Genomic DNA, 12398 nt, shown 5'->3' with positions numbered 1-12398 from the left:
CCCTCTGCCCTGCCGGGCATCTCCCCCTCAAGGGGGGAGATTACGCCGTCATCGACGTTCGGTGCCAATCGCAGACCAGGAAGAGTATGGGCCGTGAGCAGCGTCAGCCAATCTCCCCCCTTGAGGGGGAGATGTCCGGCAGGACAGAGGGGGGTGGAGCCTCGCGCTTCCATTAAAGAACTACCTTATCGGCTCATGAACAGTCACAAGCTTCGTTCCATCAGGAAACGTCGCCTCCACCTGAATATCATGGATCATCTCGGCCACGCCCTCCATAACCTGCTCGCGGCTGATGACATGCGCGCCCGCTTCCATCAGTTCCGCCACCGGACGGCCGTCGCGCGCGCCCTCCACCACGAAGTCGGTGATCAGCGCGATTGCTTCGGGATGATTGAGCTTGACGCCGCGCTCCAGGCGACGGCGCGCCACCATGGCTGCCATCGAGATGAGCAGCTTGTCCTTTTCGCGGGGAGTGAGATTCATGGGTACATACCTATTACAGAGTCCAGACTTTCGGCAGGCTCGCGCCGTGGCGCAAGTGCGAAATGACCGGGATGAGGATTTTTCGTAAAGTGAAACCATCAGCCGCGACGATGCGGGCGATGAGCTTGTCCTGCCAATGGCTGGCGCCTGCCGATCCGTCGAGCATGGCCCTCAACGGATCAATGAGCGCCTCGGCTCGCGGACTGCAGTAAAGCAGCGTGGCGAAAGCGCGATTGCCTCCAAGCACAGCCTCGCGCTGCGTGAGTTCACCGATATCGCCCGCCATCCGCGTCTCCTCGGCGTGGATCAGCCGCCCGGCGCGGCGGATGCGCCAGCGGTCGCGGAACAGGCCCGATTGCATCGTCTCGCCCATCGCCTTGCGCCCAAGGATCACCGCCTCGACCGCGAGGAACTCAGCTTTGGGCGCGAGGTCCACCTCCAGCCGCCGCGTCAGCGAGGCATTGTCGAACAGGATCGTCTCCTGCGGCAGCCAGTCAACGCGCGCGCCCGCGCCAACCGTGATCGTCGTTCCGACCGTCGCGGTTCCGGCGCTCGCCTTGTAGATTTTTTCGCAGGCCTGGGTCGTCAAGGTCAGGGCCGTTCCCTCGCCCGCATCGAACCGCCAGTCGAGCACATCGCCGCCGGTGAGGCCGCCCGCGGTGTTGATCAGCACCGCCTCCATCGTCCCGTCAAAGGTTTCGGGCAGCCGGATCTTGGCGCACCCTTCCTGATAGAAGATGTCGAGCCGGGTTCGCCCCGCCTGCCGCTTGGCCGCAAGCTGGCCAGCGCCGCGCGCCCGCTGGGGAATGGCTGTCATCGCTATCGTCATACCGTCAGATGCCGGCGCGCTTCCGGCGTGTCCAGTGTTTCCGCCAGTCCCTGATGCACGATCTCGCCACGGTCCATGATGTAGACGTGGTCGGCCAGTTCCCGGCAGAAGTCAAGATATTGCTCCACCAGCAAAATCGCCATGCCGGTGGAATCGCGCAGGTAACGGATCGCCCGGCCGATATCCTTGATGATCGACGGCTGGATGCCCTCGGTCGGCTCGTCCAGCACCAGGATTTTCGGTCGTGTGACCAGCGCCCGGCCGATCGCCAGTTGCTGCTGCTGTCCGCCCGAAAGGTCGCCGCCGCGCCGGGAAAGCATGGATTGCAGCACCGGAAACAGGGTGAAGATGTCGCCCGGAATGGTGCGTTCCGCCCGCTTCAGCGGCGCGAAGCCGCTTTCGAGGTTTTCCCTCACCGTCAGCAACGGAAAGATCTCGCGCCCCTGCGGCACATAGCCGATGCCCTGCCGCGCGCGATTGTAGGGGGGCATACCGCCGAGCGACACCCCCTTGAAGGTGACGGAACCGGAGGAAAGGGGGTGCTGTCCGGTGATCGCACGGAGGAGACTCGACTTTCCCACCCCGTTGCGCCCAAGCACGCAGGTGATCTTGCCCATCTCGGCTGCAAGCGATACGCCGCGCAGCGCCTGGGCGGCTCCATAGTGGAGATTGACGTTTTCGACTGTCAGCATGGCCTCATCTCCCCAGATAATTCTCGATGACCTTCGTGTCCGAACTGACGAAATCTATCGATCCCTCGGCCAGCACCGATCCCTCAGCGAGACACGTCACCTTGACGCCGAGTTCCCGGATGAAGCCCATGTCATGCTCGACCACGACGACCGACCGCGTTTTCGCGATTTCCTTGAGGAGATCGGCCGTCTCCGCCGTCTCCGCGTCGGTCATGCCGGCGACGGGCTCGTCCACGAGCAGCAGTTCCGGCTCCTGCGCCAGGAGCATGCCGATTTCCAGCCATTGCTTCTGGCCGTGGCTCAAGTTGGCGGCAAGATCGTCCTTGCGGCCCGCAAGCCGTACCGTCGAGAGAATTTCCTCGATGCGCGCCTTGTCTTGTGCCGTCAGCGTATAGAACAGCGTCGCGAACACGCCGCGCTTGCGGTTGAGCGCCAGTTCCAGATTGTCCCAGACCGTGTGGCTCTCGAATACGGTCGGCTTCTGGAACTTGCGTCCGATGCCGAGCCGGGCGATTTCCGCCTCGTCCTTCTTCGTCAGGTCGATGTCACCCTTGAAGAAGACTTGCCCCTCGTCGGGCCGGGTCTTGCCGGTAATGATGTCCATCATCGTCGTCTTGCCCGCGCCGTTGGGGCCGATGATGGCGCGAAGCTCGCCCGGCTCCACCATGAAGGACAGTGAATTCAGCGCCTTGAAACCGTCGAAGGAGACGGAGACGCCGTCGAGATAGAGCAGGCTTTTGGGTTTCTCGCTCATGATGCTCACTCCGCCGCGACCGGGTTAGGCGCGGTCGCTCCTTCCCGTGCCGCATCCGTATCCGCCGCCTTGCGATATTCCTTGCGCCGCGCCAGCATGGCTTGCGCCGTGCCCGCGATCCCCTTCGGCAGGAACAGCGTGACAGCCACGAACAGCCCGCCCAGCGCGAACAGCCAGAATTCCGGGAAGGCGGCAGTGAAGATACTTTTGCCGCCATTGACGAGGATGGCCCCAAGGATCGGGCCGATGAGCGTGCCGCGCCCGCCGACCGCCGTCCAGATCACCACCTCGATGGAGTTGCCGGGCTCGAATTCGCCGGGATTGATGATGCCGACCTGCGGCACGTAAAGCGCCCCCGCGATCCCCGCCATCATTGCCGAGACGGTGAAGGCGAAGAGCTTGAAGTGCTCCACCCGGTAACCGAGAAAGCGCGTGCGGCTTTCGGCATCGCGTACCCCGGCAAGGATCTTGCCGTATTTCGACCGGACGATGCCTGATGTCAGCACCAGCGCGGCGGCAAGCGCCAGCGCGGAGGCGGCGAACAGGGCGGCGCGGGTGCCGTCCGCTTGGATGTTGAAGCCGAGGATATCCTTGAAATCGGTCAGCCCGTTATTGCCGCCGAAGCCCATGTCGTTGCGGAAGAAGGCGAGCAGCAGCGCATAGGTCATCGCCTGCGTGATGATCGAGAGATAGACGCCGTTGACGCGGGAGCGGAAGGCAAACCAGCCGAACACGAAGGCGAGCAGCCCCGGAACCAGCACCACCATAAGGGCGGCGAACCAGAACATGTCGAAGCCATGCCAGAACCATGGCAGTTCCTTCCAGTTCAGAAACACCATGAAATCAGGCAGAACCGGGTTGCCATAGGAGCCGCGCGCGCCGATCTGGCGCATCAGATACATCCCCATGGCATAGCCGCCGAGCGCGAAGAAGGCCGCATGGCCGAGCGAGAGAATGCCGCAGAAGCCCCAGACGAGGTCGAGCGCCAGGGCGAGCAGGGCATAGGTGAGGTATTTGCCGAACAGCGAGACGAGATAGGTCGGCACATGCAGCGGATGGTCCGGGCCGGTCAGAAGGTTCAGCGCCGGGATGAGCGCGGCGAGCGCCAGCAGGATGGCGACCGCGACGATGACGGTGCGGTCGAAGGATTTGATGAGAAACGAAGTAATCATGCTTCCACCGCCCTTCCCTTGAGTGCGAAGAGACCGCGTGGCCGCTTCTGGATGAACAGGATGATCAGCACGAGCACGAGAATCTTGCCGAGTACCGCTCCGGCATAGGGCTCAAGGAACTTGTTGAGAATGCCGAGCGTGAAGGCGCCGACCAGCGTTCCCCACAGATTGCCGACCCCGCCGAAGACCACCACCATGAAGCTGTCGATGATGTAGCCCTGACCGAGGTTGGGCGAAACATTGTCGATCTGGCTGAGCGCCACGCCGGCGATGCCCGCGATGCCGGAGCCGAGCGCAAAGGTCAACGCATCGACCCAAGGCGTGCGAATGCCCATCGACGCGGCCATGCGACGGTTCTGCGTCACCGCTCGCATCTGCAGGCCCAGCGGCGTTTTCTTGAGCAGAAAGAGCAGCGCGGCAAAGACCGCCAGCGCGAAGAAGACGATCCACAGCCGGTTCCAGGTGATCGTCAGCCCGCCAAGCTCGAACGCGCCGGACATCCACGCGGGATTGCCGACCTCGCGATTGGTTGGGCCGAAGATGGTGCGCACCGCCTGTTGCAGGATCAGCGAGACGCCCCAGGTGGCGAGCAGCGTCTCCAGTGGGCGGCCATAGAGAAAGCGGATGACGCCGCGCTCGATCGCCAGCCCGACAACGCCGGTGACGAGGAAGGCAAGCGGCAGCGCGATGGCGAGCGACCAGTCGAACAATGCAGGAAATGACGAGCGGATGATTTCCTGCACGACGAAGGTGGTATAGGCGCCGAGCATCACCATTTCGCCATGCGCCATGTTGATGATACCCATCACGCCGAAGGTTATGGCGAGGCCGATGGCGGCGAGAAGCAGGACCGAGCCCAGCGACAACCCATACCAGACATTCTGCGCCACGCCCCAGAGCTGCCGGTCTTGCTCTATCGAAGCGATGGCGGCCTCGATGTCAGGCTTGAGGCTCGCATCCGCGTTGCCAAGCACGGATGAGAGAAGGCCCAATGATTCCTGCCCGCCGATGGCGCGGATGGTGGCGACGGCTTCCTTCTTTTGCTCGACGGGACGGCTGGAAAGGAGGAGCGAGGCCGCGCGCGCCTGTTCGAGCACCGGCTTGACCGCCGCGCTCTTTTCCGTGGCCAGCGCCTTATCGACCAGTTCTAGCGAATCTTCCGACGGCGAGGCAAGAATGGTCCGCGCCGCTTGCAAACGCACCGCATCATCAGGGCTCATCAGTGTCAGGCCGCCGACGGCATCGCGAACCGCGCGACGCAGGCTGTTGTTGACCTTGATCTTTTCAAGCCCGCCCTGCGCCTCTTCGCCCGCACCCGCTCCGGTGAGCGGGTCGATCAGCTTGAAACTGGAGCCGGCTGGTTTGGCGATGAACACCTGTTTGTCGGTCTTGCGCTGATAGAGATCGCCTTTGCTCATGGCCTCCAGCATCGGCACGAGCTTTAGATCGCCGGTTTTGGCCAGTTCCTCGATCTGCTTGCGGTTTTCGGAGAAATTGCCCTCGCCGAGCGCATTGACCATGGCGCGGATGTCGTCAGCGGCGTGGGAAGCGGTGACAGGCATAATCAGAAGCGAAATCGCCAGGAGCAGGAGTGCGATTCCTGTTTTGATGAATTCGCCAGATACCCCCCTCTGCCCTGCCGGGCATCTCCCCCTCCCCCCAGCGTCATCCTCGGGCTTGACCCGAGGATCCACGGCAAGGGAGTGCTGAGCTTTCCACAGCAGCAGTTGCATTCCAGCAAGCATAGGGCGCCCGATATTTCGAATGAAGTTTTTACGATCCCGTAGCGGATGACAGTTCCGTTCCTGCCCCCTAGCCGTGGATCCTCGGGTCAAGCCCGAGGATGACGACTGGAGGACGGGACGATACCTGGCTGAACCGAGTGCGGCGCTGTCCCGCCAGTGCTTCCAATTCATCGCAAACTGCCCAAGCCGCATCAACATGTGATCACGAACCCTTGCCGCCGCACTTACCCGTGGCAACATTGAAATTCCCGCAGGACATCGGGGCGCGCCAATCCGAGATCAGGTCCTTGGAATCCGGCAGGTAATCCGACCATTCGTCACCGATAACCAGACCGGGCGTCTTCCACACGGTCTCGAACTGGCCGTTATCCTGGATTTCGCCGATGAGCACGGGCTTGGTGATATGGTGGTTCGGCATCATTGCGGAATAACCGCCCGTCAAGTTCGGCACCGAGACGCCGACCATCGCGTCGATCACCTTGTCCGTGTCGGTCGTACCGGCCTTTTCGACCGCCTTCAGCCACATATTGAAGCCGATATAGTGCGCTTCCATCGGATCGTTGGTCACGCGCTTGTCGTTCTTGGTGAAAGCTTTCCACTCCTTGATGAACGCGGCATTGGCCGGCGTGTCGATCGACTGGAAGTAGTTCCACGCGGCGAGATGGCCGACGAGAGGCTTCGTATCGAGCCCGGCGAGTTCCTCTTCGCCGACGGAGAACGCGACGACCGGAATGTCCTCGGCCTTGACGCCCTGGTTGGCGAGTTCCTTGTAGAACGGCACATTGGCGTCGCCGTTGATGGTCGAGACGACGGCGGTCTTCTTGCCCGCCGAGCCGAACTTCTTGATGTCGGAGACGATCGTCTGCCAGTCGGAATGACCGAACGGCGTATAATTGATCATGATATCCTCGGACGCGACGCCCTTGGACTTGAGGTAGGCTTCGAGGATCTTGTTGGTCGTGCGCGGATAGACATAATCGGTGCCGGCGAGCACCCAGCGCTCGACGCCCTCGCTCTCCATCAGATAATCGACGGCGGGGATCGCCTGCTGGTTGGGCGCCGCGCCGGTGTAGAAGACGTTGCGCTGGCTCTCTTCACCCTCATACTGGACCGGATAGAACAGGATCGAATTCAGTTCCTCGAACACCGGCAGCACGGACTTGCGCGACACCGACGTCCAGCAGCCGAACACCGCCGAAACCTTGTTGACCGAAATCAGCTCACGCGCCTTTTCCGCGAACAGCGGCCAGTCCGAGGCGGGATCGACGACCACGGCCTCGAGTTTCTTGCCGAGCAGGCCGCCCTTCTTGTTCTGCTCCTCGATGAGCATCAGCATGGCGTCCTTCAGCGTCGTCTCCGAAATCGCCATGGTGCCGGAAAGCGAATGCAGGATGCCGACCTTGATCGTATCGTCAGCCGCAAGCGCGCTATGAAGCGCCGTCACCGAGAGGGCGGCGGCAAGGAATGCGCCCGTGAGGCGCGACTTAATACTCATCGGATTGAACCCCTCATTGTTCTTCGTTACCTGGCGAACTATGGGGCGGCGGGGCGGCGCTGCACATACGTCATTCTGCGTAGATACAGGCTTCCCGACCATGCTATTGCATACCCGCCGGGGAATCCGATCCATCAGGGGAACGCAATCAATGAAATCACCGACCAGACATATCCTGATCACCGCGGCTTTCACCGTCGCCCCAGCGCTCGCCCACGCCCATACTGGCGCCGGCGGGACCAGCGGCCTCGTTCATGGCTTCATGCATCCGATAGGCGGCCTCGATCATATGCTTGCAATGATTGCAGTCGGCATGTTTGCCTTCCTCCTTGGCGGCCGCGCGCTCTGGCTGGTGCCTGCGAGCTTCGTCCTGATGATGGCCTTCGGCGGCCTCATGGGTATGGAGGGAACCGCCCTCCCCTTCGTCGAGGCCGGCATCGCCGCCTCGCTGGTCGTTCTAGGCCTCGCCGTGGCCTTGCGCTGGAAAGCCCCAGTCGCGGTGGCAATGACCGTTGTTGGGCTCTTTGCCGTTTTCCATGGCTATGCCCATGGCGCGGAAATGCCGCTGGATAGATCCGGCCTTGCCTATGCGCTGGGCTTCATGGCGGCGACGGCTCTTTTGCACATCGCCGGTATCGGCCTTGGGGCGGCAAGCGGTCGTATCAGGTCCGTTTCAGCCATGCGACTTGGGGGCGGCACGATTGCGCTTATCGGCGTGGCGATGCTGGGTGGAGCGATCTGAGCGCTGCTCTAACTGGAATGCCCCTCATCCGCCTACCGGCACCTTCTCCCCGCACACGGGGAGAAGGAAGACGCGGCAACGCTGACGCCCCCCTCTCCCCGTTCTGTACGGGGAGAGGGTAAGGGTGAGGGGCATTCCAAATGGCTCCAAATCAAACCGCGTTCAGCACATGCGTCGCCTTCACCGCCGCCGAAGCCCGGTTTTCCACGCCGAGTTTCACATAAATCTGCTCAAGATGCTTCGTGACCGTCCGGGCGCTGAGGCCCAGGATCTCGCCGATATCGCGGTTGGCCTTGCCCTTGGCGATCCATAAGAGCACCTCGGACTCGCGGTGCGTCAGCGCGAAGTGCTGGCGTAGAATCTCATCGTCGCTGAGCAGGTTTTCGGCGGTCAGCCGGAACAGATATTCGTCGGCCCCGATCGCGCCGAGATAAGCGAGATGCAGGCCGGATTGGCCGCCCGGGCGGATGGTGAAGCTATTGTCGCTACCCCCGCGCTGGGTATGCTCCCGCATCCAGAGGCCGATCTCAACCGCTACCGTCTCCAGCCCTTCATCCGTTCCCGTGGCCGCATTGATGAGGCGCGTCGCCTGCGGCGTTGACCAGCGCACCCGGCCATCGCCGTGCACGGCGAGCAGATGCCGTCCAGCAGCGTCGAGCGCCACGCGCGCGCTTTGCGCGGAGCGGGCATTGGTAAGATGCACCCGGATGCGGGCCCGCAATTCATCGATGTTGATCGGCTTGGTGAGATAATCGACGCCGCCCGCGTCGAGCGCTCGCACGACATGCTCCGTCTCGGTCAGTCCGGTCATGAAGACGACCGGTACCTGGCTTGCCGCCGGGCTCGCCTTCAGGCGTCCGCACGTCTCGAACCCGTCCATATCAGGCATGACCGCATCGAGCAGGATGATATCTGGCGTGATGCGCTCGACGATGGCGAGCGCGGACGCGCCCGACGTGGCGATCAGAACGGAGAAACCGGACTGCTCCAGCGCCTCGGTCAGGAAGCCGAGCGCCTCGGGGGAATCGTCCACCAGCAGGACGATGTCGCGCGGGGCGGAAATGTCAGCCATGATCATGATCTTTCAGGAAGGCGTCATAGCCGGTGAGATCGAAGGCCCGCACATAAGCGCGCAAGGCATCGGCAAAGGCCTGGTGTTCCGGCGCCCGAGCAATTTCCATGAGCTTCGCTTCGATCCCCCTGACATAGCCGATTTCGCCGAGCCGGATCAGTTCCGCCACATGCGCGTTTCCCGGAGGGACGATCCGCGCCGGCGACCCGGCTGTTTTCGTATGTTCGTCGTCATCCTCGAAACGCCAGTCGAGCCGCAGATGCAAGGCGAGCTTGTCATGGAACTGGCGCAGGTCGAACGGCTTGGCGAGCGTGTCATCGTGGCCGCGTTCGATGCGATGGGCCGACCCGTCGCCGATATTGGCGGAGAGCATGATGATTGGCCCTGTCTGGCCGGCCTGCCGTAGCCGCTCTGCCAGTTCCCAACCGTTCATTCCCGGCATGGAGATATCCACCAGAAACAGGTCCGGACGAACCCCTTCGATAAGTGATAGACATTCGCCGCCATCGCCCGCCGTCAGAACATCGAAACCAAGCGGCGCCAGCGTCTCGCGCATCAGGCGGCGGTGTTCTTGATTGTCATCCACGACCAGGATGCTTCGGCGCGGGCCTTCATATCCGATGATGCGCCGATCCGGTTTCGTCAGCGCCTGCGGACGCTCGATGGCCGACAGCATAAGCCGGACCCGGAAAATGGTGCCCTCGTTGCTGACGCTGGTGACGGCGATCTCGCCTCCGAGCGTCTGGGTGAGCAGCCGGGTGATCGTCAAGCCAAGCCCCAGCCCCGGCGTGCGCAGATGCTCCGCCTCGCCGCGCTGGAACGGGTCGAATATCCTGGGCAGGTCGTTTTCCGCGATGCCGCGCCCCGTATCCTCTATCGCGAAGGTGGCGACCTGGCTGCGATAGGCGACATGGAAGCGGATATGGCCGCTATCGGTGAATTTAAGCGCGTTGGAGATGAGGTTGGTAAGGATCTGGCGCAGCCGCTTCTCGTCGGTGCGCACATAGCGCGGCAGCGACGGCGCGCGTTCATGCTCGAAGGCGATGCCCTTCGCCTGCGCCTGCGGGCGGAACATGTCGATGATCTGGTCGAGGAAATCGTGGATGTTGATCTCGTTGGAATAGACCTGCAGCTTGCCCGCCTCTATTCGCGAAATATCGAGCAGGCCGTCGATCAGGCCCGACAGATGTTCTGCGCTGCGCCGGATCGCCGTGATTGCCGGTTGGCGCGGGGCGGGAATGGTCGTGTCGCGTTCGAGCAGCTGGGCATAGCCGAGCACGGCGTTGAGCGGCGTTCGCAATTCGTGACTAAGGCCGGTGACATAGCGGCTCTTGGCGCGGTTCGCCGCCTCCGCCGTTTCCTTCGCATCCTGCAAAGCGGCGTCGGTCTTCTTGTGCGCGGCGATTTCCTTGAGAAGCAGCGTGTTCTGGCGCGACGATTCCTCTTCCGCCACCACCCGGCTGTCATGCGCCAGCACATAGAACCAGCAGACGACGCTAGCTGCGATGGCAAAGACGAAGAAGACAATCGCCACGGTGCGCTCGACTACATCAGCCGTTTCCGGCGACGCACCGCCGGCCTGATGCGCGATCAGCACAAGGATGCTGCCGATAGCGGAGACCGAGAGCACTGCCGAAATGGCGTAGCGGCCAAGCCGCGTCGCCAGCTTCTCGATGATGGGCTGGGGGAGAGCCAGACGGGCGACGAAGGCGGCCTGCGCGTGGAAGCGCGCCTTGGGCTTGCACATGTCGTGGCAGCGGCTGTCGAGCGAGCAGCAGAGCGAGCAGATCGGCGCCGCATAGGCCGGACACCACGCCATGTCCTCCGGCTCGAACGGGTGCTCGCAGATCGAGCAGGCGATGGTGTTTTGCAGGTGCCAGTTCCGCCGCGGCTTGCGCGCCAGATAGTATTTTCCCTCCGTCCACCAAGCGATCAGCGGCGAGGCGACGAAGGCGGCTGCGGCGGCAATGAAGGGCGCAAGCGAAGCGGCGACCCCGCCGAAGGCTCCGAAATGCGCGATGAGGGCGATGCCGGCGGAGAAAAGCATCGCGCCCAAACCGACCGGATTGATATCGTAGAGATGGGCGCGCTTGAACTCGACGCCTGGTGGAGACAGGCCGAGCCTCTTGTTGACAAACAAATCCGCCGAGATGGTGCAGAGCCACGCCATGGCGATAATGGAGAAAATGCCCAGCGTCTCCTCCAGCAGCCGGTAGATGCCGAGTTCCATCAGGAGAAGCGCGATTGCCACGTTGAACACCAGCCAGACGACGCGGCCCGGATGGCTGTGGGTCAGGCGCGAGAAGAAGTTCGACCAGGCGAGCGAGCCGGCATAGGCGTTCATCACGTTGATCTTCAACTGCGAGACGACCACGAAGGCGGCCATCAGCAGCAGCGCCGCCGTTTCCGACGGCAGCATATAGCCGAAGGCGGTGAAATACATCTGCGCCGGATCCGCCGCGCGGGTCGATGGCACGCCGGCGGAGAGCGCCAGCACGACGAGGAAGGAGCCGGCGATCAGCTTCGGCGCGCCGACGATGACCCATCCGGAACCGGCGAGGAAGATAGCGACGCGGTGCCGGAGCTTGCGCTTGCCGTCTGGCGGCAGGAAGCGCAGGAAATCCACCTGCTCGCCGATCTGCGCCATCAGCGCGAAGATGACGGCGGACGCCGCGCCGAACTCCACCAGCCGGAAGGGGGCGATGGTTCCCGGCGGCCCGGAGGCATGATGAATGCCGGCATAGGCAAGCCATTCGCTAAAACTCTTGCTGTCGGCAAAGGCGATGAAGATGAAGGGCAGGATGTTGAGCACGATCCAGAACGGCTGGGTGACGAGCTGGAACCGGGAGATAAGCCGCACGCCATAGGTGACGAGCGGGATCACCGCGACCGCGCTGACGATATAGCCGATCCACAGCGGAATGCCGAGCGCCAGCTCCAGCGCCCCGGACATGATCGAGGCCTCGATGGCGAAGAGGATGAAGGTGAAGCTGGCATAGATGAGCGAGGTGACGGTCGAGCCGATATAGCCGAAGCTGGCCCCGCGGGTGAGCAGGTCGATATCGACCCCGTGGCGGATCGCGTAGCGGCTGATCGGCAGCCCGACGAGGAGAATCATGACGCTCGCGACGGCGATGGCGGCGATGGCGTTGGTCGTGCCGTAGGACATGGTGATCGCGCCGCCGATCGCCTCCAGCGCCAGAAAGGAAATCGCGCCGATGGCCGTCTGCGAGATGCGCTGCGACGAGAAACGCCGCGCGCTCTTCGCGGTGAAACGAAGCGCGTAATCCTCGAGCGTCTGGTCGGCGACCCAGCGATTATATTCGCGCCGGACCGGAATGATGCGCTGGCGGGCGGCCATGGTTCCCCTTGTCGCGCGGCTTATTTTCACCGCTGCACGATTTCCTAGCATGA

At 62.9% G+C, this 12398-nt stretch carries 10 protein-coding genes; 1 reads left to right on the top strand and 9 read right to left on the bottom strand.

Annotated elements, in window-relative coordinates; genetic code table 11:
- Positions 1-180 precede the first annotated feature (180 nt).
- The 7 genes from C7477_RS12455 to urtA form a co-directional block, all read right to left on the bottom strand.
- Complete coding sequence (locus C7477_RS12455) at positions 181-483, bottom strand: urease subunit gamma (protein WP_110752576.1); 303 nt, start codon at positions 481-483, stop codon at positions 181-183.
- Between the two features lie 13 nt (positions 484-496).
- On the bottom strand, positions 497-1312 hold the full coding sequence (locus C7477_RS12450; RefSeq protein ID WP_110752574.1) for an urease accessory protein UreD: 816 nt from the start codon (positions 1310-1312) through the stop codon (positions 497-499).
- On the bottom strand, positions 1309-2004 hold the full coding sequence (urtE, locus tag C7477_RS12445; RefSeq protein ID WP_110752572.1) for an urea ABC transporter ATP-binding subunit UrtE: 696 nt from the start codon (positions 2002-2004) through the stop codon (positions 1309-1311). The genes C7477_RS12450 and urtE overlap by 4 nt, the downstream gene beginning before the upstream one ends.
- Before the next feature lie 4 nt (positions 2005-2008).
- Positions 2009-2758: an urea ABC transporter ATP-binding protein UrtD gene (gene urtD / locus C7477_RS12440; protein WP_110752658.1), complete on the bottom strand. Its 750-nt coding sequence runs from the start codon at positions 2756-2758 to the stop codon at positions 2009-2011.
- A 5-nt stretch (positions 2759-2763) separates the two neighbouring features.
- On the bottom strand, positions 2764-3930 hold the full coding sequence (gene urtC / locus C7477_RS12435; protein ID WP_110752570.1) for an urea ABC transporter permease subunit UrtC: 1167 nt from the start codon (positions 3928-3930) through the stop codon (positions 2764-2766).
- A complete protein-coding gene (urtB, locus tag C7477_RS12430) occupies positions 3927-5492 on the bottom strand; it encodes an urea ABC transporter permease subunit UrtB (RefSeq protein WP_110752568.1) in 1566 nt (521 codons plus the stop codon). The genes urtC and urtB overlap by 4 nt, the downstream gene beginning before the upstream one ends.
- 385 nt (positions 5493-5877) lie before the next feature.
- On the bottom strand, positions 5878-7170 hold the full coding sequence (gene urtA, locus C7477_RS12425; RefSeq protein WP_110752566.1) for an urea ABC transporter substrate-binding protein: 1293 nt from the start codon (positions 7168-7170) through the stop codon (positions 5878-5880).
- A 151-nt stretch (positions 7171-7321) separates the two neighbouring features.
- On the opposite strand from urtA, the gene C7477_RS12420 reads away from it, so the two are divergent.
- Complete coding sequence (locus C7477_RS12420; protein ID WP_110752564.1) at positions 7322-7912, top strand: HupE/UreJ family protein; 591 nt, start codon at positions 7322-7324, stop codon at positions 7910-7912.
- Between the two features lie 151 nt (positions 7913-8063).
- Here the strand turns inward: C7477_RS12420 and C7477_RS12415 are convergent, their stop codons facing one another.
- Complete coding sequence (locus C7477_RS12415; RefSeq protein WP_110752656.1) at positions 8064-8984, bottom strand: response regulator transcription factor; 921 nt, start codon at positions 8982-8984, stop codon at positions 8064-8066.
- Positions 8977-12345 carry a hybrid sensor histidine kinase/response regulator gene (locus C7477_RS12410; RefSeq protein ID WP_110752562.1) on the bottom strand — a complete coding sequence of 1123 codons (3369 nt, stop codon included), beginning with the start codon at positions 12343-12345 and terminating at the stop codon, positions 8977-8979. The genes C7477_RS12415 and C7477_RS12410 overlap by 8 nt, the downstream gene beginning before the upstream one ends.
- Between the last annotated feature and the right edge of the window lie 53 nt (positions 12346-12398).

This window comes from Paramesorhizobium leguminum (genome assembly GCF_003217235.1).
Lineage (GTDB): Bacteria > Pseudomonadota > Alphaproteobacteria > Rhizobiales > Rhizobiaceae > Paramesorhizobium > Paramesorhizobium leguminum.
Note: the sequence above shows the minus strand (reverse complement) of the source record. Positions and strands in the feature narration are given on the sequence as shown.

Coding starts and splice junctions, on each gene's coding strand:
- C7477_RS12420 (WP_110752564.1), top strand. CDS start 7,322: ATGAAATCACCGACCAGACATATCCTGATCACCGCGGCTTTCACCGTC.
- C7477_RS12415 (WP_110752656.1), bottom strand. CDS start 8,984: ATGGCTGACATTTCCGCCCCGCGCGACATCGTCCTGCTGGTGGACGAT.
- C7477_RS12455 (WP_110752576.1), bottom strand. CDS start 483: ATGAATCTCACTCCCCGCGAAAAGGACAAGCTGCTCATCTCGATGGCA.
- urtC (WP_110752570.1), bottom strand. CDS start 3,930: ATGATTACTTCGTTTCTCATCAAATCCTTCGACCGCACCGTCATCGTC.
- urtD (WP_110752658.1), bottom strand. CDS start 2,758: ATGAGCGAGAAACCCAAAAGCCTGCTCTATCTCGACGGCGTCTCCGTC.
- urtA (WP_110752566.1), bottom strand. CDS start 7,170: ATGAGTATTAAGTCGCGCCTCACGGGCGCATTCCTTGCCGCCGCCCTC.
- C7477_RS12410 (WP_110752562.1), bottom strand. CDS start 12,345: ATGGCCGCCCGCCAGCGCATCATTCCGGTCCGGCGCGAATATAATCGC.
- urtE (WP_110752572.1), bottom strand. CDS start 2,004: ATGCTGACAGTCGAAAACGTCAATCTCCACTATGGAGCCGCCCAGGCG.
- C7477_RS12450 (WP_110752574.1), bottom strand. CDS start 1,312: ATGACGATAGCGATGACAGCCATTCCCCAGCGGGCGCGCGGCGCTGGC.
- urtB (WP_110752568.1), bottom strand. CDS start 5,492: ATGCCTGTCACCGCTTCCCACGCCGCTGACGACATCCGCGCCATGGTC.